Source organism: Actinomycetota bacterium, assembly GCA_041658625.1.
In the GTDB taxonomy this organism is placed as follows: domain Bacteria; phylum Actinomycetota; class JAHEXW01; order JAHEXW01; family JAHEXW01; genus JBAZZW01.
The window spans coordinates 211,336-235,414 of sequence record JBAZZW010000001.1; the positions used below are offsets into that span (position 1 = coordinate 211,336).

A 24,079-nucleotide genomic window follows, 5' to 3' on the forward strand; every position below is an offset into this window, starting at 1 on the left:
ATATGTTCTTGCGGGACGCCCAGGATGACTCTTTTAGGCTGGGCCGTGTTTGCGGTAGACGTTGAGGTAGTAGCCGAAAGGCCAGCCGATAATCATCTGGATTCTGTACCGCTCATTCGTTGCGGGATCGGTCTTCTCGCGTTTGTTCCAGTCGTTCAGCAGCCACACCCAAACGGCCATCAAAACGATAGCGAAAAGAAGAATAAACCCGGCCAGGCAAAACAGGCAGAAGAGGATGGTTAAGTCGGATGTTGCCAGGACGTCCATCGGCTAGAAGCGGTATTTTTTCTGGAGGCTGTAGATTTCCTCCCTGGCGGATTGTCGGTAGTCCCTAATAAGCTTCGTCTGGCCGCCCATCATGAGCGATTTTACCGCGTCGACATCGGCTTTCAATTTGTCGCGTCCTGAATGCAGCACCGTCTCCCCTTCCTGGCCGAGCACCTCCAATTGAATGCGACCGCTGTTCGCGACATAAGCCGCTGTTGTCTGCTGAGCGATAGTTATGTAGTCGGTCAGGAAAGCGACGGTGTCGTCGTGAAACTTTTTCATCATCGGCGGCGGTTTGAGTACCTTTATTTTCTCCAGTCCCGCCGCCAGGCTGGCATCCCGCTGAATCAACACGTCCGGCGCGACGTTCCCGCCTCCCAGTTGGACCGCCCGTGCCGCGTCGTTCATATTGGCCTCGATTAACGCCAGGTCATGTAGATATTGAATGGTATCCAGCATGACAGTGGCGTAGTTATCGGCCGTCCTGACATAAGCTCCTGTTTTGTCCATGCACGGCTGGCATGGGTTTGGCGCGGTTGGCTGATTCATGAAAACGTTGCGCGTTTTGTGCAGCTCGCCTGCGTCCTTGCGAAGCTGATCGTTTAACGATGACGCGGTTAATCGAAGGTTGACCGGGTCGATTTCCGGATTCAAGGGGTCGGGTGTCTTGGTAACCAGCTCTGAGTCCCAGACTTTTTCGACTCTCTGGACGAGCTCGTCGGTCTGGGTGATAACGGGGTCTATCCGGCCCTCGCAATAAGCTTTGACGGCGTTACGTTCATAAAGGAAGTAAGCCAGAATAAGGACGATTGTCGCCATAGAAAGAGCGACTAACGACATAAGAGCGTCGGTTTTTATCGACAGGCCCCGGCCCCGGATTCCGCCCCAGCTTAGCCAGCGAAACATGCCCCTCCGTTCCTCGATGTCAACCTTGAATCGCCTTGTCACCTAAGAGTTCTTTTATTTCGGCAAACAAACCGTTGGCCCGGGTGATTTTGTAACCCTGACCTAACTCTAATACAGTTTCGGACGTTTTTCCTTTCACCTTTAGCACCACGGGACAGACCCCTGGATGAGAGGTCAGAATCTCTTTCAGCCGCTCCAGAAGTTGGTCGGAGAAGCGTCCGATATCCAGGTAAATCGTAACCGGACGCTCGGCGTCTTCCCGTCTGTCCAAAGGTTTTATCTCCATCGCCGCCAGCTTGAGCCGGCCCTCGGCTTCGTCCCCGAAACGGCCCCGACCTTCGTTTTGGTCGATCTTCGCCCGCACTAAAACGATGCCGTCTTTCTTGATCAAGTCTCCGGCTTTCTCCAGGGTGTTCGGAAACACGACCACCTCAGCCGTCGATTCCAGATCCTCCAACGTCATAATGGCCATGACGTCGCCTTTCTTAGTCATCTTTTTCTGCAGCTCGGCGACGATACCGCCGACCCATTTGATCTCGCCCTCCCGCATCTCCCTAAGCTGGCTAAGCGTCGCGTCCGCCTGGTTCTTCATTTGTTTTTCCAGGCCGTTCAGCGGGTGGTCGCTGACATATACTCCCAACATCTCTTTCTCGTATCCGAGCTTGACATCCTTGTTGAGCTCAACAATGTCTTCCCCGTTCGATTTGTCCCCCGCTTTAGACCCTTCCGTCGTGTCCTCGCCGAAAAGAGACCCTTGCCCGATCGCCCGGTCACGCTGGGTTTTGGCGCCGCTATCCATGGCCGCCTCATAGTTGGCCAGCAGCGCCCGGCGCGTACCGGCGAAATCAAACGCCCCGCTCTTAATCAGGCTTTCAACAGCCCGTTTATTGACAGCCTTCATGTCTACGCGCGCGCAGAAATCCTCGAGCGACTTGAATTTACTCTCGGTTCGGGCCTTGATGATGGCCTCCACCACATTATGGCCGACGTTCCTGACAACGCTTAGGCCGAACCTGATGGAATCGCCTACGACCGTGAAGTCTTTGTAGCTTTCGTTAATGTCTGGCGGCAAAACAGGGATTTTCAGACGCCGGCACTCGTTGACGTACATGACGACCTTGTCTTTGTTGCCTGTGACGCTGGTCAGGAGCGCCGCCATGTATTCGGACGTATAGTTGGCTTTAAGATAAGCGGTCTGGTTGGCGATATAGGCGTAGCATGTCGCGTGGGAAAGGTTGAAACCATAGCCGACGAAGAACTCGATCTTCTCAAAGACGCTGGCCGCGACCTGCTTGTCGTATCCTTTGGCCAGAGCGCCCCCGATAAACTTCTCCTTCTGCTCCGCCATGACGTCTTTGACCTTCTTGCTGATGCTTTTGATGAGCTTCTCAGCCTGGCCTAAGCTATAGCCCGCCATGACGTTGGCGATCCGCATAACCTGTTCCTGGTACACCATAATGCCGTAGGTGTCCTTCAGGATCGGCTCCAGGCTCGGGTGCGGGTATTCGATGGCCTGCTTCCCCTGCTTACGCGCGACGAAGTCCTTAACGACGCCGGCGCCCAGCGGGCCCGGCCGGAACAGCGCGATAAGCGCGATTATGTCTTCCAGCCGCTCCGGTTTCATTTCCCGCAGGAGCGAACGCATCCCCGAACTCTCCAACTGAAAAACGCCGATGCCGTCGCCCTTACGCAGCAGCGCGTAGGTTTTCTTATCGTCCAGCGGCGGATTGTCTATGTCCACTTCCACGCCGCGCGTCCTTTTAATGATCTTTAAAGCGTTGTCTATAACGGTCAGGTTTCTTAAGCCCAAGAAATCCATCTTCAGCAGGCCGATCTTGTTGGCGGAATCCATGTCGTACTGGATGACGATTTCCCCGTTGGACATGAGCTGAAGCGGAGCGTAATTCGGCAGGGGTTCCGGACTGATGACGACGCCGGCCGCGTGGATGCCCGCGTTCCGGTGCAAGCCCCCGATCGCCTTCGCTGTGTCCAAGACCGCCCGGGCCGATTCGTCCCGCTCGTATTCGTCGCGGAGTTCCGGCGACGCGCGAAACGCGTCCTCTATGGAGACGTCGATACCGTCCGGAATCAGCTTAGCCAGGCGGTCGGCTTGCGCATAAGGCATGTTTAAAACCCTGGCGGCGTCTCGAACGGCCATTTTTGCTTTCAGGGTGCCGAAGGTGATGATCTGGGCAACGTGGTCGGCCCCGTATTTTTCCGTAACGTAATCAATTACCTCTTCCCGGCGGCTATCGTCGAAGTCGATATCAACGTCGGGCAGGCTCACCCTTTCGGGATTGAGGAACCTCTCAAAGACCAGGTTGTACTTAATCGGGTCGATGTCCGTAATCTTCAATAGATATGACACCAGGCTGCCGGCGGCTGATCCGCGGCCCGGGCCCACCCTGATTCCCTGGCTTTTCGCGTAGTGAACGAAGTCCCAGACGATTAAAAAGTAGCCCGGGAAACCCTTCTCCATGATTACCGACAGTTCCATCTTAAGCCGGGCCTCAAGTTCCGGAGTAACCACCGGGTACCTTTCTACCAACCCGTCCCGGCAAAGTTTCTCCAGGTAAGAGTTGAGGTCGTAACCGTCAGGCACCTCATAATGCGGCAAGAGGTCGGTGTCGAAATCGATTTCCACATGACACATGTCCGCGATCTTCAATGAGTTGGCGACGGCCTCCGGGATGTCTGCGAACAGCTTGGCCATCTGTTGGGGAGTTTTTAAATAGAACTCATCGTTCGGCAGTTTCAGCCGGCCCGGATCGTCAATCGAAACGCCCGTCCCTATGCACAGAAGGACGTCCTGGGCCGCGGCGTCCTCCTTCTTTACATAATGACAGTCGTTGGTGGCAACGAGCGCTATACCGGTCTCTTTAGCGAGCGTGACCAGTGCCTCATTAACCTTTTTCTGCTCCGGCAAGCCATGGTCCTGGACCTCCAGAAAGAAGTTACCCTCGCCAAAGATGTCCTGGTATTCGGCGGCCAGTTCTTTAAGGGTAGCGGTCTGCCCGTCCGTAACAGCCTTCGCAATCTCCCCCTTCAGACAACTGGACAAGGCCACAAGGCCTTCTTTGTACGTCCTTAAAAGGTCTTTGTCCGTCCGCGGCCGGTAATAATATCCCTCGGTATAGCTCCGGCTCACGATGTGCATCAGATTCCGGTAGCCCTGATTATTCTTGGCCAGCAGGATAAGGTGGTTTAATCCTTCCTTGTAGCCGGTGCTTTTCTCCAGCCGGTTTTTGGTGACGTAAACCTCGCAACCTATGATCGGTTTGACGCCGGCTTGTTTGGCAGCCCGGTAGAATTCAATAGCCCCATACATAACGCCGTGGTCTGTAAGAGCGATAGCCGGAGACCCCGCGTCGCGGGCCGCGTTTACCAGTTCAGAAATACGGGAAGCCCCGTCGAGCAGGGAATACTCCGTGTGGACATGCAGGTGGGCAAACTCTTTCATGTTTTTTAGGATACCATTCCGAGAGCCATAGCTGATACAATATTTACATGTTTAAGATTTCCTACTCGGGCATCTCCGCCTACCAGCAGTGTCCCCGGAAATACCAATTCATTTACATTGACAAAGTCCCGACAAAGCCCGCGCCGGCGCTTTTTTTCGGCAGCGTCATGCACGAATGCCTGGAATATCTGCACCGCCCCGATGACGAGCAGGCCGAACCGCGCACCCTGGCTCACCTTCTGGACCGCTTGGATCAAGTATGGTCGCCGCCGGAGGAATTCGACGAGCCGACTTTGGAGGCGGGCGGATATAGCCGGGACCGGGCTGAGTTGCTGCTGACGGAATACTTTGAAAAAAACGTCGGTTTGGACGAGGGACGTAGCCGTGAGCCCGCGCGGGCGCTGGCGGTCGAAAAATATTTCAAGGCCGCGTTGGACGGGGACGTAGTAAGCGGTCTTATCGATCGGATAGACAAGGTTGACGGCGGGTATGAGGTCATCGATTATAAGACCAACAAGAAACTGCCGCCCGGTTATCATTACGAACGCGACCTGCAACTTCCCATCTACAAATGGGCGGCGGAGGAAGCTCTGGGGTATGCCCCCATCAAAAGAGTGTCATTCTTCTATGTCGTGCCTGAAATCAACAAGAAGGTCACGCCGCACGTCCACTACGATATCGAGGCAACTAAGCAGACAGTTCGGGACGTCATCGCCGAAGTGAAACGCGATATCGCCGCGAAAGAGAAGGAAAGCAAAGATTTCGAGGTCAAGCGCAATAACCTCTGCGACTGGTGCGACTTTAAACCCCTCTGCCCGCAGTTCGGAGCATAGAGCAGAGGGTGTAGAGCGGAGGGCAAGAACATACTCTTCGACCGAACTCTTGAATCCTTCAGGCTCATCGGTTTTCTCCTAATCCGTATTTGAATATGTTTTTTAAGCCCAACCCGGCTCTTGGAAGAGAGACCGCAAACGACCTTGATTCTACGGCATCGGATTCTTTCAAAACCCAGCCTAGCAAAATGCCTTGGGCCGCCCCGAATATAACCATCTTGGCAACCTTTGCGTCCAGGTCTTTGCGGTATATCCCTTGGCGCTTCCCCTCCTCCAGAATCTCTTCAATCATATCGATGAAATCCACGACTCTGTTTACGGTGTAATTGTTCAGGAAGATCGAGCTTTGCTTGACGTCGACAAGAAATATCTCCGCCAGCTCGCGGTCTTTTCTAAACAGATTGACTACCGTGGTGAACATCACCTTAAGCTTGTCGTTCGGGTCGTCGAGACGCGACATCTTGCGCCGAAGGTCGTCTAACATTCCGCCCCATTTCTCATCGAATAAAGCCAGCAGCAATTCCTCTTTACTCGCGAAGTAGTTATACAGGGTCCCCTCGGCCACGCCCGCATGACCCGCAATCTCGCTGACCTTGGTGTCATGGTACCCTCTGGCAACAAATGTCGTTAAAGCGGCGTTGAGTATCGCGGCGCGATTAGCCTTCGGTTTTGCCATGCTTAACTCCGATCTTTGATAAATGAGCAGTCATTCATTCCAGTTTAAGCGCCCCCCTTAGCGGTGTCAATTTACGATTTATCTGCGAGTTTGCGATAAAACCTGCTACTCGTTACAATACGTTAAGTGAGCCATTGCTCATTTATCTGACGGGTAACCAATCTAAAAGGAGGATACAAATGGCAAGAAGATTTAGTGTCGGGATGGTCGCGGTGATTATCTTGATCGTAGGGGCCGCGGGCTGCACGGTCACCAAAGAAACCACGGTCAAAAAGGTAGAACCGGTTAAGACGGTTAAGATCAGATTGGGCGTTTTGCCGGTAGAGGACGCGCTGCCGATATTTGTGGCCGAGCAAAAGGGTTACTTTAAGAAAAACAACCTGGATGTTGAGATCGTCAATTTTGAGTCGGCTTTGGAATGCGACGCGGCCTTGCAGGCCGGACAGATCGACGGGTTTATGGGAGACATTCTGGGCGCGGCTCTATTAGAAAACGCCGGTTTCGACGTCTCCATCGTGACCACCGTTCTCGGCGCGACTCCCAAGGAAGGCCGCTTCGCCATAGTGTCCGCTCCCGGGTCCGGAATCACCAAACTGGAACAACTTAAAAACGTTCCGATCGGGATCGCCAGCAATACCGTTATCGAATACATGGTCGACGAATCGCTCCAGGCCAAGGGCTTGAAGAAGGACGAGATCAAGACGATCGAGGTTAAAAAACTGCCGGTGCGGCTGCAAATGCTTTTAGGCGGCCAGCTGCAAGCCGCCGGATTGCCGAACCTGATGGTCGTCCTGGCCGAAAAGCAAGGCGCCACGGTCGTCGTCGACGACACGAAGGGCAACAACCTAAGCCAGACGATCGTGTTGTTTAAGACGGCTTTCGTCAGGGACAACAAACCGGGAGTCGAGAGATTTCTAAAGTCGTTGAATGAATCCGCGGCCGCGATCAATAAGAACCCGAAGTCGTTCCGGAGCTTGCTGGTTGAGAAAGCCAAGCTTCCCGAAACGTTAGCCGGCACCTATGAAGTAAGCGTGTACCCGTCGGCGGCTTTGCCGAAAAAACCCGATGTTGACCGCCTGCTGTCATGGATGAAGGACAAACAGCTTATCAAGAGCGGAATTACATACGACAAGATCTCCATGAAGGTCGAAGCGCGGTAAATGGATTCGGTCAGCGTATCCGACCTGCGCGTTACTTATAAGGCCGGCGAGGGCGAGGTTGAAGCCCTGGCCGGCCTTTCCTTTTCCGTCCAGCCTGGCGAAACGTGCGCCATAATCGGCCCGTCGGGCTGCGGCAAAAGCACCCTCTTGTATTGCCTGGCCGGTCTGGTCAAAGCGGATTCTGGTTTCGTTGAGATAAACGGGACGCCGATTACCGGAGAACGGCGCCAGACCGCCGTTATTCTGCAAGACTACGGCCTTTTCCCCTGGAAAACGGTTCGCGCGAACACCGCCCTGGGGCTGCGCCTGAGGCGGGCAAACCGTGATTCCGCCAACGCGGAAACAGAGAAAATCCTTAAGGCGTTCGGCATCTGGGACTATCGAAACCATTATCCGTCGCAAATCAGCGGAGGCCAACGGCAGAGGGTCGCCATCGCCCGGGCGCTTACTCTTAGGCCGACGCTGCTCCTTATGGACGAGCCGTTCAGCTCGCTTGACGCGCTGACGCGCGAAGACCTGCAGAACGTCTTTCTCGACGTCTGGCGGCGAGACCGCCTGACCACCTTTTTTGTCACTCACAGCATTGAGGAAGCGGCGTTTCTCGGCCACAAGATCATGGTCCTGTCCAATCGGCCCGCCTCAATAGTCAGCGTCATCGATAATCCGCGAATGGGCGACCCGGATTACCGCGACAGCCAGGCTTTCCTTGAGACCTGTTCCGGCCTTAGGAAGCTTCTGACGCGGGCGCATCACAATGTGGCGTAAAGCGGCCGGATACGCGGCCGCGGCTGTCGCGCTTCTAGTTTTATGGTGGCTGGCCGCCCTTGCCCTGAATACTCCCGCCCTGCCCCTTCCGATTTCAGTCGTATCCCAACCAGGCCTTTTGTTTAACGCGGCTATGGGACGCCATTTCGGCGTCAGCCTCTATCGGGTCGCGTCAGGCCTTTTACTGGGAACGGCTATAGGGTTGCCGCTCGGGCTGATTCTGGGCCGTGAGCACGCTTTGGACAGGATTAGTGCGCCTCTGATTTTCATAACCTACCCGATTCCGAAAATCGTATTCCTGCCGATCCTGATGATTGTTATGGGATTGGGTGACGGCTCAAAAATTACGCTGATCACGATCATTGTTTTCTTTCAGATACTCGTAACAGCCCGCGACGCGGCCCGGGCTGTTCCCGAAGAATCCATCCTGTCGCTTCGTTCGCTGGGGGCAAGCAGATGGCAGATATACCTTCATTCCGTTTATCCCGCGAGCCTGCCGCGAGTCTTCACCGCTTTGCGCATCAGCACCGGGACCGCCATCGCCGTCCTGTTTCTGACCGAGACCTTCGCTACCCAGGAAGGTTTGGGATACGTAATCCTGAGCGCCTGGAGCAGCCTCGACTATACCCGTATGTTCGCGGCCATACTGGCGCTGGGCATTATGGGGGTCTTAATTTTCGAGTCTTTGGGGTTCGCGGAACGCAAACTTTGCCCCTGGGAGACGAAATGATAACCGGGATTAAAAACCAGGTACGGATATGGTACATGGCAACGCGCCCCAAGACGCTACCGGCGGCGGCTTCGGGCGTCGTGATTGGCGGGGCGCTCGCCATAAAAGACGGACTATTCTCCTTCTGGCCCTGGCTGGCCGCGGTCGGAGTCGCGTTTTTGCTGCAGATCGGCAGCAACTTGGCTAACGATGTCTATGACTACGAACGCGGGACCGATACGGCGGAGCGAAAAGGCCCGACGCGAGTCACCCACGCCGGTCTGCTTACCCCGGGCGCAGTCAAACGGGGAATGCTGCTCGTATTGGGCGCGGCGTTCCTCCTGGGCGTGTACCTGACATTTGTTAGGGGATGGGTCGTCATGGCGATCGGGTTGGCGGCCATCGCGGCGGCGGTCGCTTATACAGGTGGCCCTTTTCCTTTAGGTTATCACGGCCTCGGCGAGGTTTTTGTCTACGTCTTCTTCGGGCAAGCCGCGGTCACCGGCACATATTTCGTCTTAACCGGCACTACCTCCGAACTATCCTGGCTGATGGCAGTTCCGGTCGGACTGATAATTACCGCCCTCTTGGTAGTCAATAACCTGCGCGATATCAACGAGGATAGAGCCGCCGGTAAAGGAACGCTCGCCGTCCGGTTGGGCGTCTCCTTTACGCGCGCGGAATACCTTGCCTGTATGGGAATCGCCTATGGCTTTCCGGTCGTCTTGGTTGTCGCGGGAAAGCTGCCTGTCTCGTCCCTCGCCGTGTTCTTATCCGCGCCCTTAGCGTATCGCGCCGCCCGCATTGTACTGTCCGAGAACGTACGGTCGTTGAATCCGGCTCTGGCCTTCACGAGCCAAACAGCGTTTGTGTACAGCATTTTCTTTGCCGCGGGAATTCTACTTCCAAAATAACGGGGTCACGGGATGTGCGAATACGAAACAATGGGTCACTGTGCTTAACCTGCAGTAAATAATATGGCGCCCCAGGTAGAACTCCAACTTCCTCGTTTGTCTTTCGTGGACACATTCTCGAGAATATGTTCTGGCAGGTATTAAAAACTAATAAATCCGAGCGTCTTTGTCTGCGAGTCTAGATTTAGGGTGGGTGGGAGCCTCGAACCTGGGTTTCCTTCCTCTCCCGCAAGGGGAGAGGAATAGCCATTAATATTATGCGGCTGGGCGCGGAGCCGCATCCCGCGAAACGAAGGAAGTACGGGGGCGTTTCCGGAGGGAAGCTGGGGTCAGGCCCTTTCTCTTTATGCGATAGGGCCTGACCCCATTAACATAAAGCGAGCATGGTCCACTACAACGCTACGTAGCGTTGTAGTGGTCGTAGGATTTACAGGGAGCGAAGATTTCCCAGCTTAAGGAAATCGAGCGTTCTTCTGAGCGGATAAAACCGGGACTTACGACGCGGCGACTTTAGCGGTCAAGCCGCACTTTTTTAGGTAGGTTCTATCAGGCCTAAATTGCCGTCGCGGCGCTTGTAGATTACGTTCGGGACTTCCGTCTCCGAATTCCTGAAGAAGAAAAAGTTATGGCCGAGGAGTTCCATCTCCATGGCCGCTTCCTCCAGAGACATCGGCTTGATGGTGAACTGCTTGGTTTTGACGATTTCGGGGCCGTCCGACTCGAACTCGAATTCTTCTTCGGCAAAGGTCTCTACGAAACCGTTGTTGCGGATGGTTTCCTTGTGATGCTTGCTGTGCTGGCTGTCCAGCTTTTCCTTGTATTTCTTAAGCCGTTTGCCCAGCTTATCTATGATGGTGTCTACGGAGGCATACATATCGGGGCTGCTCTGCTTGGCCCTGATCACCGAGCTGTGGTTGGCGAAGACGGTCACCTCCACCGTCTGGTTGTCGGCGATGCTGGGATTTTTCTCTACGCTCAGCTCGACCTCTATCTTCGTGCCCTTGTCAAAATACCGGCCGATCTTACCGATCTTCTCTTCCACATAGCTCTTCAGAGCGGGCGTAAGATCAACATTGCGCCCTTTGATAATAACCCGCATTATTTACCTCCGGTGGGATTGACAACGGAAGGCTTCCATCCAGGCTGACCTGGTCTTTGACCCCACACTCGCCTGCCGGGAACTCCGCAGTTTTCACCACTCACGTTCCTCTCCCCGTACTCGCGGCCAATAGACCGTTTTCCCGAGGCAGGACTTACTCCTAAACCGCACCATGCTCACCCGCCAAAGAACTCTGGCGGACTTACGTGGATCCTTTTGCCTGCGACTGGCATGGACTTGCCCCGCTAAAAGCGGGAACGCAACCACAGACCCGGGATGGAAGCCCTCTAACTAGATTCTAACAACCTCGCTTCAATAGTCAACTTTCAGACTAGTCGACCTATCGCACTTTGTCGCTGATGACGCGGCCGAGCATTTTTTCCGCCACTTCATCGCTGGCGACACGGTATTGGCTGGACGCGACCGCTTCCTTAACGTCTTTCAGGCGTTCGTTTTGCTTCGCCTCAACGGTCTCAAGACGTTTCTTGAATATCTCGGCGTACACGCGGGCGGCCGGCGTCATGCCCACACTGGGCGACGCGCCGGTCTCAACCGCGATTATATCCATGCATTTTACGATCTCGTCGTGACTGATAATCATAATTCCCCTCTTTTTAATTTCATCGGCAGAGGAGGCCGATGCCTTAAGCGTAATCGGCGCGCGCCAGGATAAGAACCGTTACGCCTGCCACACCGGCTTCTTTCAACGCTTTCGCGCAGGCCGAGGCGGTTGAACCGGTTGTCATGACGTCGTCGATCAGGATCAGGTCGCGCCGGGAAATAACCGGAGCGTTCCTCCTGACAACGAAAGCCGACTCCACGTTGGCCTTTCGTTTTTCCTTGTCCAGCTGTCCTTGGTCCTTGACGGAGCGTGTCATCTTTAAAGCGTCGACAACGGGGCATCCGGTCAACTGGGAGACCGCCTCCGCCAGTTCTTTGGCCTGATTAAAGCCGCGTTTGCGCAGGCGGCCGGGGCTTACGGGTACATAAGTCAACCAGTCCGCTCCGGCGATGTCATCCCGGAAGGCGCGGACAAAACGGGGCGCCAGAAACTCCGCCAGACCGCGCCCTTGTCTGGTTTTCATGCCCAGCACCGCTTCCCGCATCGGAAAATCGTAAACGGACAGCGCCCTGGCCTTGTCAAACGGTGGAGCGTCAGCGCGGCATTTAGCGCACATCTCGACGTCGTACATGACCGGTCGGCCGCAGACCGGACACACCGGCTCCTCGATCGGTTCGATCGCGGTCGCGCAGCCGCGGCAAAGGACTGTCAAAGACCTCTCTCCGCAGGCAAAACAAACGGGAGGGATAACGAGTTCGTAGAAACCGCGTAGAATACCCACTAATTTGCCTTTAAGCGGTTATAAGTCTGAAGACAGCCTGAACGGCCGGAATGGTAACCAGGCTGGCGATAATTGAAACAAGGATGGCGAGCGAGGTGAATTCCGTGTCAAGTTTATACCTTAGACCCACTACTAGCGACAGCATGACCGCCGGCATCGACGCCTCCAGGACGACAATGCCGAGGTCCGTGCCTGACAAACCGCCGGCGGCAGCCGCCAGGTAGCCGAAAACCGGGCTTAATACCAGCTTCAACAGCAACATCGCCATCAGCGGCGCCGCGTATTTTCCGATCTTCTTACCCTCCAAGGTAAGACCGACCGTCAACATGATGACCGGTACGGTCGCCTGGCCCAGATAATCCAGTGTCTTGATCAGGAAGTCCGGCAGGGGCACCGGATTGAACAGCAATCCGGCCGCCAGGGCGAGAACGGACGGAAACATCACGAACTCCTTGGCCGCGTTCATCTTGCGTTCCGGATCGCCGTAGTAGCCGGCGATGATGATTCCCAAGGTGAAAAGGAGCGCGACTGTGCCAAAATCGTAGAAGACGCTTTTGATCAGGTTCTGCTGTCCGTACAATCCGATAGTCATCGGGAAACCCAGATAACCCGTATTGCCCATCGCGGCAACCAGCAGAAACGCGCCTTTGAGGGCGGGTGAAAGTTTAAGCAACCGGCCGGCGGCAAAAGCAACCGCCAGAGTAAGCAGCATTATAACGATGGCAAATAACGGGAACTTGGCCACAGACAGGCTTAGGTCAGCCCTCTGAACCGCCAAGAATATCAGCGCCGGCAAGCTAACGTAAATGATTATTTTGTTAAGGACTTCAACGTCCGCTGGACCTAAAAACCCGATTCGCTTCAGGCCCCAGCCGATGCTGATGATGATAAACATCGCGGGGATAAAAACCAGCAGTTCGCGCATTACCGGGCCTTTCCTAAAAAGATGCCGGCTATAGATTCCACGTACGGGGGATAAACAATACCGCCATTGGTAATAATGGCTGAAATCAAGCCGGCCGGCGTGACGTCAAAGGCGGGATTGCGCGCCTCGGCGTCGTCGGGCGCCACGCGTACACCGTTGAAGCCCGTCACCTCGTCCGGCCCTCGTTCCTCAACCGTTATGCGTTCGCCGTCGAGGGTTTCCAGATCGACCGTAGATACGGGCGCGGCGATGTAAAAAGGAACTTCGTGCCGGTCGGCCAACGCGGCCAGGGTATACGTCCCGATCTTATTGGCGGTGTCTCCGTTGGCCGCGATCCTGTCGGCGCCGGTGATAACCTTTGAAATCTCCCCCCGGCGCATAAAATGTCCGGCCGCGGAATCGACGATCAGTTTGGCCGGGATCCCCAGCCGGTCAAGCTCCCACATGGTCAGGCGGGCGCCTTGCAGCAACGGCCGGGTTTCACAGGCGAAGACGGAAATCTCTTTGCCCTGGTCGTAAGCCGTTCGAATCACTCCCAGCGCCGTACCGTAAGCTCCCGTCGCTAGCGCCCCGGTATTACAGATGGTCAAGACGGTATCGCCGTCGTTTATCAGATCCGCGCCCAGGCGCGACAACTCAATATCGGCGCGCTCCGTCTCCGCGAAAATGGCTTGCGCCTCGCGAACCGCCGCGTCTTTCATGCTTTTGCTCGAGTTTTGAGACGCCGCGGCGTTAAACACCCTGCCAGTGGCTTTGAAGAGGTCGACGGCTGTCGGGCGCGTCGCGTCCAGAGCCGCCTTGGCTTCTTCAAGCTCACTTAGCAGGTCCCGGGGATCGGCGGTTCGGGAAGAAACGGCGGCGGCGGCCAGGCCGTAACCTGCGGCGACGCCGATCAGTGGCGCCCCCCTCAAGCGTAACTGCTTGATGGCTTCAACTATCGCTGAATAGTCATCCGTTTCGATGTAGGATTCGCTTCCGGGTAGCTTTGTCTGGTCGAGAAACTTGATGCGGCCGCCGGCCCAGTCAATCGGTTTCGGCATTAGCCCCCTCAAATCGCTCGATCAAGTAAGACATCTTGCAGGCTTCTTCCAGATAGAAAGCTCGGTTAACGGCTTCGCGCATATTGATACCGACGGTCAGCGCTCCGTGTCTTTCCATTAAAACAGCCCCGTTGGAACCCAGCGCCTTGGCGACGGCGACGGCCAGCTCCTGCGTCCCGGGAGCCAACGCGGGCACGCGTCCGACCTTTCCGACAACATCACTCGTTTCCGGATTCACCTTTAACAGCGGAAGCTTCAAATACGCGGCAACGCTCGCATATGTGGAATGGGTGTGGACGACCGCGCCGACATCCGGACGGGTAAGATATACAGCCAGGTGGGCCTTGAACTCGGTCGAGGGCTTATGTTCACCTTCTAGAATGTCCCCCTGCAGGTTAATCACCATTAGCCCGTCATCGGCTAGGCTTCCGAGGCACGAACCCGTATGGGAAATCAATATCCTGTTTTCCGGCATCCTGAGGCTGATGTTGCCCGCCCTCCCTTTGACCAGGCCGCCTTCAAAAACATCCCGGCCTGCCTCAATTAAATCCCGTCTTGGGTCAGACATAACTAAATCCTAAATAATAAATAATAGACAATAAACCCATAGTGCTCCCTCCAAACTAGGATACTCGAGCTTCATATTATCGGAATCAAGGTAAATCAGGCAAGGCCATCTTCTGTGAGAAACTTCTGGGGTTATTTCTGGGGCCAGTGCAACCTGGGGTCAGGACTTTCTTCTTAGGTGAGAGTCCTGACCCCAAAGCATTAACGATGGTAGACCGCGAGCAGCGTACGAGACTATTTCGGGGTTACTTCTCGACTCGCTTCACTCGCTCGAAGAGTATCTATCAACCCTAACCGCTCTAGGCTCTTCGTTCTCTGCTCTTGGCTAATCACTCTTCACTAATCACTGTGGCTCTCTGCTGTCTGCTAAATCCTTAAAGGTGCCTAGAAACCGCTTTTCGGGGAAAGTGCTGTCGAATTCTCTCAACCAGCGTTCAATGTACACGAAATCTAAACCTTCCTGTTTGATTAATATGCCACGGACGTCTTCAATGTCGCGTGGCCGTCCGGCAAAGATCTTATGGACAATCACGTCCTCTGGGGCGGCAAAAGCGACCTTGACGCCGCCGATCATAATAAACCGCGCTCGTTTGATTGCCTCAGCCTCATAAGGCGTAAACGATAAGATGAAATCGACGCGAACCCCTGTGTCTTGGTCTCTAGCTGGCAAAACCATCGTCTCCTGGACAAAAGCCGTCGGGTCATCAGTGAGTACGATTAATCCGGCTTCTTCGACGGCAACAAGTAGATCCGACAGGTTGTCGGCGGTTATCCCGACAGTCATATCGATATCTGCGGTTAATCGAGGTTCACCGTATAGAAGGACTGCCTGACCGCCTATAGCGATATAGGGGATTTGGCAATGGGAAAGGCTGGTGGCGATGCGCGCTATGATTTCTTGGAACATGAATTCAGGATATTTGCCAACGCGATATCGGTCTCTAATCCGGCAAGCGGGTCACGAAGAGGCAAGACGCCGAGAGCGACCGCCTCGTCCCAAAGGGCTTCAAATATCGTCAACCCTTTCTGATAATCCGGCGCTTCCTTCGCGTATAACCTGTCTTCAAATTGGTTCCATGCATGGGGATTTTTAATCATTATCCACCTTGTTTACGATGATTATATTATACCATAGATATTGATATATGACCTCGTCAACAGCATGGTTTAGGGTGCCTCTCGGTTTCCCCGCCCTTGAGGCCTGCCTGCCGGTAGGCAGGGGCGGGTGGTTATCTTGCCGCGCAAGCGGCACCCCCACCTTTTATTCCTCCCCCCTCCAAGGGGGAGGAAACTGCTCTTCAATAGTTCTTCGCTCTTGGCTCTATGCTCTTAGCTTTCTAGGTTCCCATCTCCCAGGAGTTTAAGTACTTTATCTGTTCCTGTGTTAACGAGTCAATCTTGATACCGGAAGCGTCAAGCTTCAAACGAGCCACTTCCTGATCGAGGTCTTCAGGCATCGAGTAGACGATGTTCTCGAGTCCCCGACCGTGTTTGACGATATATTCAGCCGCCAGCGATTGGTTGGCAAAGCTCATGTCCATAACCGAGGCGGGATGTCCCTCGGCCGCGGCCAGGTTGACCAGGCGGCCTTCACCCAAAAGATACAGCCGGCGGCCGTCCGCCATCACGAACTCCTCGGTAAATTCCCGGATTGTCCGGGTGGACTTAGCCATCTTACGAAGTTCGGAAATCTGGATTTCCACGTCGAAATGGCCTGAGTTACAGAAAATCGCGCCATCCTTCATCAGGTCAAAGTGTTCCTTGCGAATAACGTTGATGTCGCCGGTCACGGTAATGAACAAATCACCTATCTTAGCCGCGTCCGCTATCGGCATGACGCGGTAACCGTCCATGTTCGCTTCCAGCGCCTTAAGCGGATCGACCTCGATGATGATGACATTAGAGCCGGCCCCTTCAGCCCTCATTGCGCAGCCGCGGCCGCACCAGCCGTATCCGCTGATGACGACGGTCTTTCCGGCCAGCAGGATGTTGGTCGCCCGCAGCACGCCGTCCAGCGTGCTCTGTCCGGTGCCGTAACGGTTGTCAAACAGATGCTTGGTCATCGCGTCGTTGACGGCGATGATCGGGTACAAGAGGACTTTTTCCTTGGCCATGCTGCGCAGGCGGATGACGCCAGTCGTCGTCTCTTCCGTCCCGCCCAGAACCTCGGCCGCCTGGTCCTTCCGCTCGGCGTGGATGGTGGAAATGACGTCGGCGCCGTCGTCCATGGTTATTTGCGGACGGTGGTCCAGCGCCGCGTTAAGGTGTTTATAATAAGTGTCGTTGTCTTCGCCCTTGATGGCAAAAACCGGAATCTCGTAGTCTTTGACCAGCGACGCCGCCACGTCGTTCTGCGTGCTAAGCGGATTACTGGCGCAGAGAGCGACATCGGCGCCGCCGGCCTGAAGCGTCCTCATGAGGTTGGCCGTTTCCGTCGTCACATGTAAACAGGCGCTCAAACGGACGCCCTTGAGCGGCTGTTCCTTGGTAAAACGCTCCCGGATAAGCCGTAAAACGGGCATCTGCATCTCCGCCCATTCAATCCTTAATTTGCCTTTTTCAGCCAGACCGATATCCTTAATGTCGTAATTCAAAAAATCCTCCCCAATAATCTTCGAGTGCCCGCAGGGCATCGAGAAGTAGTTCTCGACAAGCTCGAACAATATTTTCTACTATTCCTATTTCCCTTCTCTTAGCTTCTTTTTCAACAGTTGTATCCGTTCCACAGGCGTCGGGTCGACGCCGTTTAATATAGCTAGGTAAACGCTGGTAAAATCACCCAAATAAATCAACGAGTATAGCCTGGCTAGTTCGGAATCACCTTCCGACCAGACCTGAAGCGATTCGCCGACTACTCCCTCAAGAAGCGGTAGGGATATCTCGACCCGCTTCCGCGTGCGCGGATTCTCGCCCGGCGAGCGCAAGGTAATCAGGCAGCACCGCTTCGCTACTTCCCCCAGTTCCTGCCAGCCGACAATCTCGTTATGATTTAACTCCGGGAACTGATGCCAAAAGGCCGGTACCTTACTGTTCTCGTTGAACTGACATTTCCACCGCAAAGCCGCGACCGCCGGTGTTCCTTCGGAACCATAGACCACAGGCATTTTTTCATATAGCCTGCCGGCCAGCTGCTTGGCGATGTTGTTGCCGGCCGGACTGTCCGGGCTCATGTGCTCGCTCATCATTTCCAGGATCCCAAGTGTTTCTTCGATATCCGCCCTGACGTCCTCTATAAACCCAAGTTTTTCCAAAACGACCACAACCGTCAGGGACAGATAGCCGAGCGCCGCTCGCGGTTGCAGTCCCCCCGGAACTTTGATCACCGGGAAACCGCGTTTTTTCGCTTCTTTCTCTAAACTGCCATCGGACGTGACTGCGATTATTTTCGAACCGACGTCCGCGGCCCGCTGCAAGGTCGTCAGCGTCTCTTCCGTCCCGCCCGAATAGCTGATTGCGAAGACCAGGGTGTCGGGCCCGACAAACGCCGGTAAAGAATAACCTTTACACACGTTAACGGGAACTTTTGACTTCGGCTCAAGTAAAGCTTTGACAATATCGCCGCCGATACCCGAGCCGCCCATGCCAAGAGTTACGATCGACGAAACGTCGCCGCTTAACTTACCGAAATCGAAGGATTCCGCCAGCGACACGGCTTCCCGGCACTGGGCCGGAAAGGCGCCGATGACGCCAAGCATATCGGAAATATCGATTGATTTTATGGTTTCGGGGTCGTTTAACCGCTCAAGCATAGTCGTAACAGTATATCAAAACTCGGTCGGCAGAGTGACCAATGGCGATTCTTCCGGTTCGCGGCGCGCCAAGCCCCTGACGGCGACAAAATAGAAGGCGCACAGGGAAACAAACAGGAGCGCCATTGTTCCGACCATCACGTTTACGATCTGGGCAAGCGATGAATGGAAAACCCACAAGAGCGCTATCTGTAGAATTGCCGCCCCGACCAGAATTGCCACGAACTTTGTCTTATCGATTGCAAGATAGTAGTTAGATAACGCGCTGGAAAGCGCCAAGAGGAGCATGGCCAGGCCAAACCAGCCCAAATAAGAAGAAACGGCAAGGTATTTTGTTCCGAAAAGCAGGCTGATAATAAACTTAGGCGCTACCGAATAGGCTAGCACGATAGATCCGGATATCAATATAATCAAACCCAAAGTGTAACCCAGTAAATGTGAGTGCTTCTGGTCTGCCTTATGTCGTCCGGCAACCATTGGAAACATCACCCCAACGATTGCCAGACAGGCAAATACGACGATCTTGCCTAAGATGGAAAGGCCGGAATAATATCCCGCTTCAACTGGTGACAGAAAGTGCTTGACCAGAATAATATCTGAGCTGTAATAACTGTTAAGGCAAAGAAGAGCAATAAAAACCGGGACCGAGTATTTCCACATCGCGCGAACCGAAATTGATATAGGTTTCTGATTGCGGAGGATCCCTTGTAACGGAATAAAAGATATTGCATAAGCGATAAAGCCTGCGGAGACTATGCCTAAGACAGCACCGTTTACGGCATACCCGGTTAGTACCAGCCCGATACCGATGCTTAGCTTGGCCACTGTTTCTACAACAAGGTTTATCGATAACGCGCCGAATTTCTGTAAACCTTGTAAGATACCTCGATTTATCGGTACTACATAACCCACAAGCATCGTCGTGCTTAATATAAGCATCGGCCAGGCAGAATCGATCTTTAGAAACCGGCTGATAAGCGGGCTGGCTGCCGCTAAGAGAACGAATAGAATAATCCCGACGGGCAAGAGTATTTTGGTGAGGCGTATAAATAGGCTATAGATCTTGCCGGGCATGCTTTCCGCATCATACTCGGCTGTGTATTTCATCACTATCGTCGTAATTGTCGCGAGCGGTACTAACAAGTAGTAAAGTACGGAGAATAGTGACGCCAGGACGCCGTAATTGATTGGCCCCAGAAAACGACCCATCAATAAATGAAAGACGTAGTTAGAAACATTCGCGGCCATCATGCCGATCCAGAGGACCGCACTGGCCCTAAACAACCGACTATTCAATAGCCTTATGGCTCTTTCCTTTATTGAAGACATTCCAGCAAGGCGCGCCTTTCTCGCCTACCAGCCGTACAGTCTGATATTTGAATCGCGTCTCGCCTCATCAAACCATTCTGTTCTAGCCTGAGCAGTTTTTGTTTGCTGAAGCCGCGGCATAATCAACGCTTTGGCTTCTTTATAAGTCATATCCGGGAATTTCTTCCGGTTCTTCTTATAATAGTCCTTGGCCTCCTGTTCCGTCACCTTTCGCGGTTTAATAACCTTAAAGAACAGGTTTTCTTCAATCGCCTGGTCTTTGATATAGTGCAGGAGAGCTTGCTCGTTAATGCTTGATTTTTCCAGCTCTTTTATCAATTGCTCCTGGGTCCGGCCCATTCTGAACAACTTATATCTCGTCTGAATTTGCTCATCGGTGACTTTAATGTCTTCCTCCTCGGCTTTTTGCCTGACAATCGTCCGGTCAATCAAGTCGAGCATGATGATCTTCTTTCGCTGCTCCGCGGAGAAACCAGCCCGGCCGAGTATCGCTGTCATAAAGGGCTCCAGTTTATACTCGTTGTCAAGATCCGTTCTGGTAATCTTCGTTCCATTGACTGTCGCAACTAGATTCTTGTCTTGACCGCCTAGGCAACCGCTAATAATAATCCCGGCAATCAACAAAACAAGAATGGGAAACATTTTGAACAATCTCTGCATGAAAACCTCCTTAGGAACAACCAGGTTGAATTGTGAAATAGAAAGAAATCATAAGAGCGTAAACAAACCGCCTGCTCAAAATAGCAAACGGCGTCCTTCTTGTCAATGCGCGTTAACAGTGGGCGCAAATATAATATAATCCCACAAATAACTCTTGGTAAAACTTGACATAGTATTTGTTGATTGATAGTCTGTAGCCGGTTAATGTGTCCTTATATGTAGTGTGAACTGCAAAAAAAACGATAGATAAATCTATTTTGAGAGGGGGTGGAAATGATTAAGATAGAAAAAAGTAAATTCTCGTTCGCAATCGTATTGGTGTGTCTGCTTGTGCTAGTTAGCGGGTCAACTGCCATGGCTAATCTTCTCCAAAATCACCGGGCAGCTGTTACGACTGGCTACGGCTACGGTTACTTTGCTAACAACACCCGTGCCGAGTTGGATTATGGTTATAACACATATAGCGGGGTAAACCCAATCGCCGATACGCATGGCGGATGCCCGAACGGGAGCCTGGTCAAGACGGCTACGTCTAGCACGGTCTGGTGGATTCAGGACGGTCGCAAGCACGCGGTAATATCGTCAGTAGTCTTTATGAGCTGGGGATTTAACTGGGCTGATATCGTTACTGTTACCCAAGGTCAACTGGACCGAACCCCTCTATCGGCCTCGCCGCTTAAAGCGCGTCCCGGCACCCTGCTCAAGATGTTCCATGATCCGACTATTTATATTGTCGGATGGGAGGGCGAGGGAGTTGAAGCTGTCCACCCAATCATTTCAATGGGACTTTTTAGCAGTCTTGGATTGCAGATGGCCGACATTTTCGAAATCTCTGTTTATGAGATGGGTAACTATCTGGATGGAGCTCCTATCACCAGTGGAGCGTTACTGGCCGACGGCACGCTTGTCAAAGGCTCAGGTCCCGCTGTCTACCTGTGGGAAGGAGACGAAGCTGGGAGGGCTATTAACAATTACACCTTAGAGCCGTTCGCCTCGACGACATCCTTCAATAGCTGGAGCTTCAAGTGGAGCAACGTGATGACCATCAGCGACGTGGAGTTGGGTGATTACCTGCTCAATAACACTGTTGTTGGTAGGTCCTTACTGGCTAAGCCTGGTACTCTGATTAAAGGCTCAGCCGCTACAGTCTATGTTACCGACTTCCTGGCCCGACCGACAAAGAGCGGTCCGGCAATCGCAAGTCCTTGGGTAGGCAACAGAAATTGGGCAGTACGTCCCATTTCATCGATGGCAGCTTTCAATGGCAAAGGCTACAGATTGAGTAATCTCTACACCGTGCCTGATGCAGAAGTGGGTCTATATTGGTTAGACAGTTCCAGCATTAACTAAGAAACATCTGTTTTAGCAGTAAAGAAAAAGCACCCGATTTCTTGGGTGCTTTTTCTTTACTGCTTCCGATTTAGGCCAACTCCCGCTATCTCCTAAGACATCCGTAGTTATTATACCTAATCATTTCCATGCCTTATTTAAGTAGACAGATAGGGTTTCCGTGTCCTTAACAAGCTCCAGGTCCTCTTGAGAGTCTAGGTAGTCATATTGCTGATAATCCGCCTCCTTAGCCAGAACAATATATTTTATGTCCAAGCGGCGCATCCGAATGCCAAGATTGCGCCTGTCCAGATCCGAGCCAACAAACATCTTGGTAATCTTCTCCGAAACCGGATTTTTCGATTCGGAATATATGGGTCCAAACTCCATATTGTCGCCGGTAATAACCTGTTTATCAAAGAAGTTACTCGCCGGATTGGCTACTGTCTTGTCTATGAAAGAAAAACTCATATACTGATGCCAAGGCAGGAACAGCACCTTGTAGTCAGGCTTGTCTTGGTTAAGAAAATCATTTACCCGATACCAGTCTTTTGGATAATCAGGCGTTACGTGAAGATGCCCGCCAAACCCCCACAACATCGGATATGTATAGAAGACGGGAATCAGTAAAAGAAGCGCCGGAACAAGCATCGAGAACTTCTTTAACCTGCCTTCCTTGAGCTTATCAAGTCGAGCCAAAATATCATCCACTCCGATACTGCCCAGATACGCGTAGCTGACAACCAGAATGGCCACAAACTTATGTGCGTCCCTAAAGCCGGAGAACAACGGCACATGCTTGACAAGAAACCAGAACGTACCGGCCGTATATGGATGCGCTACGCCGACAGCCAGCACATAGGCAACGAACCCGGTAATGCCAAAGACTGCCGCCCTCCACCGACCTTCCTTTCTTCTGATCCCGCTTATAAGCCCCCATAACGCAAGTAGTAGAATTGCCAGATACAAAGCCTGCCAACCGGGAATGATTTTCTTAGGCGCGACAAATCTGCCCGAATTCTCCCCCCAAAACCCATACATGGCCGCAACATTGAACATAACGCCCATCTTTGGATCAGCTGCGCTTTGAAAGCCTATAACATCCTTTGATGTGAAGCTTTTCATGCTTTGGGCTCCGGACGCATCTCCCCGAACAAAAGGTACAATCCAAAAAGAGTTCAAGAACATAAACAGCAACCCGGCAACAACCGCCCACTTTATCGCCATCCGTGCCGAGCGCGGTCTTCTTAGCCCAAAAAGCAAATATATGATTGCCGCAATACAGCAGAATACAGCGGCCATAACACCGCTTTGATATCCGAAGGCGAATACGGCCGACATCAACACAGCGACAAGTAAAGCTTTTGTCCATCTGGGATTATCAAGAAGGTCTAGAAACGCCTTTATCAAGAAAGGTGTTAACGCATAGGCCTCCAATACTCCCAATTGTCCGGCAGTGAATCTCTGGAAGACGAACGGGTTCAGTACATATAGTATTCCCGCGAAGTACTTTGGCCATTCCCGCCTGCCGGGCGCCAATAAATGCATACCGACGCCAGCCAAAACGAGAACCAAAAACATCAATATTTTCTGGATTACGCAACTTGGTAGAATGAGGTTTAGCAGATGTAAAAGAAGGCCGAACGGATAATATCCTGTTAGCTCAGTGGGCATCCTTATTGTAGGCGTAAAAACCATGTCAAGCGCAAAAACATAACCTGGTTTCAAGAGCGGTATCAAAATCACCAAAGCCAACACGCTATATTCAATACAGATGATTGTATTCGGTTTTCGCAGGAAGGCTAAGAATTTTTTCGTTTGCAGGGCAACCTCAGCTGTCACTAAAGAGAAGGCCGAATCGGCGCGTTATTCTCGTATAAACTCGATTATCTGCTCAACAACGCCAATGACCAGAAAGTAAAAAACCGACACAGCCGCCTGTTCAGCCAAGGCCCGCTGCTCCATGACGATCAGAAAGGGACACGATACCAGAAGACCTACAGCGATAGCAATCGCGCCGCGGGAATCCACCCGCCAAAGCAAAGACCAAATGAAATAACCCAGAATAAAGTACTCTCGCCCTACGAAAAAACCAAAAACATTTACGTTTCCACTATAAGTTAAATAGACACTACCAGTAACTAGGAAGAGTCCGATAACAGACCGTGTTGGCCGGGCCTTCAGGGCATTTAGGCCCTTCTCGAACAATTGGGTGTAGCGGCCAATCAGCGTTTCAACCGGTACATCTTCAATCCCCGACTTAATCGCCCTTATGTAGATATTAAACCCAAGCCAGGTGATACCTAACCCGGCAATCAATCCAATCAATGCGATGATACGAACGATAC

Annotated in this window: 24 protein-coding genes; 6 read left to right on the forward strand and 18 right to left on the reverse strand. The window is 53.0% G+C overall.

Annotated features, from left to right (window positions below):
- Positions 1–33: 33 nt before the first annotated feature.
- From WC891_01015 to WC891_01025, 3 genes are read right to left on the reverse strand one after another with little or no spacing between them, the layout of a single operon-like run.
- On the reverse strand, positions 34–267 hold the full coding sequence (locus WC891_01015; protein ID MFA5866534.1) for a hypothetical protein: 234 nt from the start codon (positions 265–267) through the stop codon (positions 34–36).
- A 3-nt stretch (positions 268–270) separates the two neighbouring features.
- On the reverse strand, positions 271–1,215 hold the full coding sequence (locus tag WC891_01020; GenBank protein ID MFA5866535.1) for a hypothetical protein: 945 nt from the start codon (positions 1,213–1,215) through the stop codon (positions 271–273).
- Complete coding sequence (locus WC891_01025) at positions 1,193–4,633, reverse strand: DNA polymerase III subunit alpha (GenBank protein MFA5866536.1); 3,441 nt, start codon at positions 4,631–4,633, stop codon at positions 1,193–1,195. The genes WC891_01020 and WC891_01025 overlap by 23 nt, the downstream gene beginning before the upstream one ends.
- Before the next feature lie 47 nt (positions 4,634–4,680).
- Here WC891_01025 and WC891_01030 point away from each other — a divergent pair, with 47 nt between their 5' ends.
- Positions 4,681–5,466, forward strand: coding sequence for a PD-(D/E)XK nuclease family protein (locus WC891_01030; protein ID MFA5866537.1), 786 nt, complete (start codon positions 4,681–4,683; stop codon positions 5,464–5,466).
- A 64-nt stretch (positions 5,467–5,530) separates the two neighbouring features.
- On the opposite strand, the gene WC891_01035 is transcribed toward WC891_01030, so the two are convergent.
- A complete protein-coding gene (locus tag WC891_01035) occupies positions 5,531–6,142 on the reverse strand; it encodes a TetR/AcrR family transcriptional regulator (protein MFA5866538.1) in 612 nt (203 codons plus the stop codon).
- A 179-nt stretch (positions 6,143–6,321) separates the two neighbouring features.
- On the opposite strand from WC891_01035, the gene WC891_01040 reads away from it, so the two are divergent.
- The 4 genes from WC891_01040 to WC891_01055 are packed head-to-tail and all read left to right on the forward strand — an operon-like array spanning position 6,322 to position 9,690.
- Positions 6,322–7,302: a MetQ/NlpA family ABC transporter substrate-binding protein gene (locus tag WC891_01040; GenBank protein MFA5866539.1), complete on the forward strand. Its 981-nt coding sequence runs from the start codon at positions 6,322–6,324 to the stop codon at positions 7,300–7,302.
- The gene (locus WC891_01045; protein ID MFA5866540.1) at positions 7,303–8,067 is read left to right on the forward strand and encodes an ABC transporter ATP-binding protein; all 765 of its coding nucleotides are present in this window, start codon (positions 7,303–7,305) and stop codon (positions 8,065–8,067) included.
- Entirely contained in the window at positions 8,057–8,797 is a 741-nt protein-coding gene (locus WC891_01050; protein MFA5866541.1) for an ABC transporter permease, read from the forward strand. The genes WC891_01045 and WC891_01050 overlap by 11 nt, the downstream gene beginning before the upstream one ends.
- The gene (locus tag WC891_01055) at positions 8,794–9,690 is read left to right on the forward strand and encodes a 1,4-dihydroxy-2-naphthoate polyprenyltransferase (protein MFA5866542.1); all 897 of its coding nucleotides are present in this window, start codon (positions 8,794–8,796) and stop codon (positions 9,688–9,690) included. The genes WC891_01050 and WC891_01055 overlap by 4 nt, the downstream gene beginning before the upstream one ends.
- A 532-nt stretch (positions 9,691–10,222) precedes the next feature.
- On the opposite strand, the gene raiA is transcribed toward WC891_01055, so the two are convergent.
- From raiA to WC891_01115, 12 genes are all read right to left on the reverse strand, one after another.
- Entirely contained in the window at positions 10,223–10,789 is a 567-nt protein-coding gene (gene raiA / locus WC891_01060; GenBank protein ID MFA5866543.1) for a ribosome-associated translation inhibitor RaiA, read from the reverse strand.
- Positions 10,790–11,129: 340 nt separating this feature from the next.
- On the reverse strand, positions 11,130–11,390 hold the full coding sequence (locus tag WC891_01065) for a flagellar biosynthesis anti-sigma factor FlgM (GenBank protein ID MFA5866544.1): 261 nt from the start codon (positions 11,388–11,390) through the stop codon (positions 11,130–11,132).
- Positions 11,391–11,433: 43 nt separating this feature from the next.
- Positions 11,434–12,132 (reverse strand): ComF family protein, encoded by a 699-nt coding sequence (locus tag WC891_01070; protein ID MFA5866545.1) that lies wholly within the window; start codon positions 12,130–12,132, stop codon positions 11,434–11,436.
- Positions 12,133–12,142: 10 nt separating this feature from the next.
- Positions 12,143–13,057, reverse strand: a complete 915-nt coding sequence (locus WC891_01075; protein MFA5866546.1) for an AEC family transporter — start codon at positions 13,055–13,057, stop codon at positions 12,143–12,145.
- Positions 13,057–14,097, reverse strand: coding sequence for an S-methyl-5-thioribose-1-phosphate isomerase (gene mtnA / locus WC891_01080; protein ID MFA5866547.1), 1,041 nt, complete (start codon positions 14,095–14,097; stop codon positions 13,057–13,059). The genes WC891_01075 and mtnA overlap by 1 nt, the downstream gene beginning before the upstream one ends.
- The gene (locus tag WC891_01085; GenBank protein MFA5866548.1) at positions 14,081–14,665 is read right to left on the reverse strand and encodes a class II aldolase/adducin family protein; all 585 of its coding nucleotides are present in this window, start codon (positions 14,663–14,665) and stop codon (positions 14,081–14,083) included. The genes mtnA and WC891_01085 overlap by 17 nt, the downstream gene beginning before the upstream one ends.
- A gap of 342 nt (positions 14,666–15,007) precedes the next feature.
- Positions 15,008–15,571, reverse strand: a complete 564-nt coding sequence (locus tag WC891_01090; protein ID MFA5866549.1) for a nucleotidyltransferase — start codon at positions 15,569–15,571, stop codon at positions 15,008–15,010.
- Positions 15,553–15,762 (reverse strand): hypothetical protein, encoded by a 210-nt coding sequence (locus WC891_01095; protein ID MFA5866550.1) that lies wholly within the window; start codon positions 15,760–15,762, stop codon positions 15,553–15,555. The genes WC891_01090 and WC891_01095 overlap by 19 nt, the downstream gene beginning before the upstream one ends.
- A 239-nt stretch (positions 15,763–16,001) precedes the next feature.
- Complete coding sequence (gene ahcY, locus WC891_01100; protein ID MFA5866551.1) at positions 16,002–17,258, reverse strand: adenosylhomocysteinase; 1,257 nt, start codon at positions 17,256–17,258, stop codon at positions 16,002–16,004.
- A gap of 84 nt (positions 17,259–17,342) precedes the next feature.
- Positions 17,343–18,413 carry a bifunctional phosphoglucose/phosphomannose isomerase gene (locus WC891_01105; GenBank protein MFA5866552.1) on the reverse strand — a complete coding sequence of 357 codons (1,071 nt, stop codon included), beginning with the start codon at positions 18,411–18,413 and terminating at the stop codon, positions 17,343–17,345.
- A 15-nt stretch (positions 18,414–18,428) separates the two neighbouring features.
- A complete protein-coding gene (locus WC891_01110) occupies positions 18,429–19,697 on the reverse strand; it encodes an oligosaccharide flippase family protein (GenBank protein ID MFA5866553.1) in 1,269 nt (422 codons plus the stop codon).
- Positions 19,698–19,766: 69 nt separating this feature from the next.
- Positions 19,767–20,402, reverse strand: a complete 636-nt coding sequence (locus WC891_01115) for a SurA N-terminal domain-containing protein (protein MFA5866554.1) — start codon at positions 20,400–20,402, stop codon at positions 19,767–19,769.
- 273 nt (positions 20,403–20,675) lie between these two features.
- Between WC891_01115 and WC891_01120 the strand changes: the two genes are divergently transcribed.
- Positions 20,676–21,752 (forward strand): hypothetical protein, encoded by a 1,077-nt coding sequence (locus tag WC891_01120; GenBank protein ID MFA5866555.1) that lies wholly within the window; start codon positions 20,676–20,678, stop codon positions 21,750–21,752.
- Positions 21,753–21,872: 120 nt separating this feature from the next.
- Here WC891_01120 and WC891_01125 read toward each other — a convergent pair whose 3' ends face one another.
- Both WC891_01125 and WC891_01130 read right to left on the reverse strand, forming a co-directional pair.
- Entirely contained in the window at positions 21,873–23,480 is a 1,608-nt protein-coding gene (locus WC891_01125) for a hypothetical protein (protein MFA5866556.1), read from the reverse strand.
- Positions 23,481–23,597: 117 nt separating this feature from the next.
- Complete coding sequence (locus WC891_01130) at positions 23,598–24,059, reverse strand: hypothetical protein (protein ID MFA5866557.1); 462 nt, start codon at positions 24,057–24,059, stop codon at positions 23,598–23,600.
- Positions 24,060–24,079 lie beyond the last annotated feature (20 nt).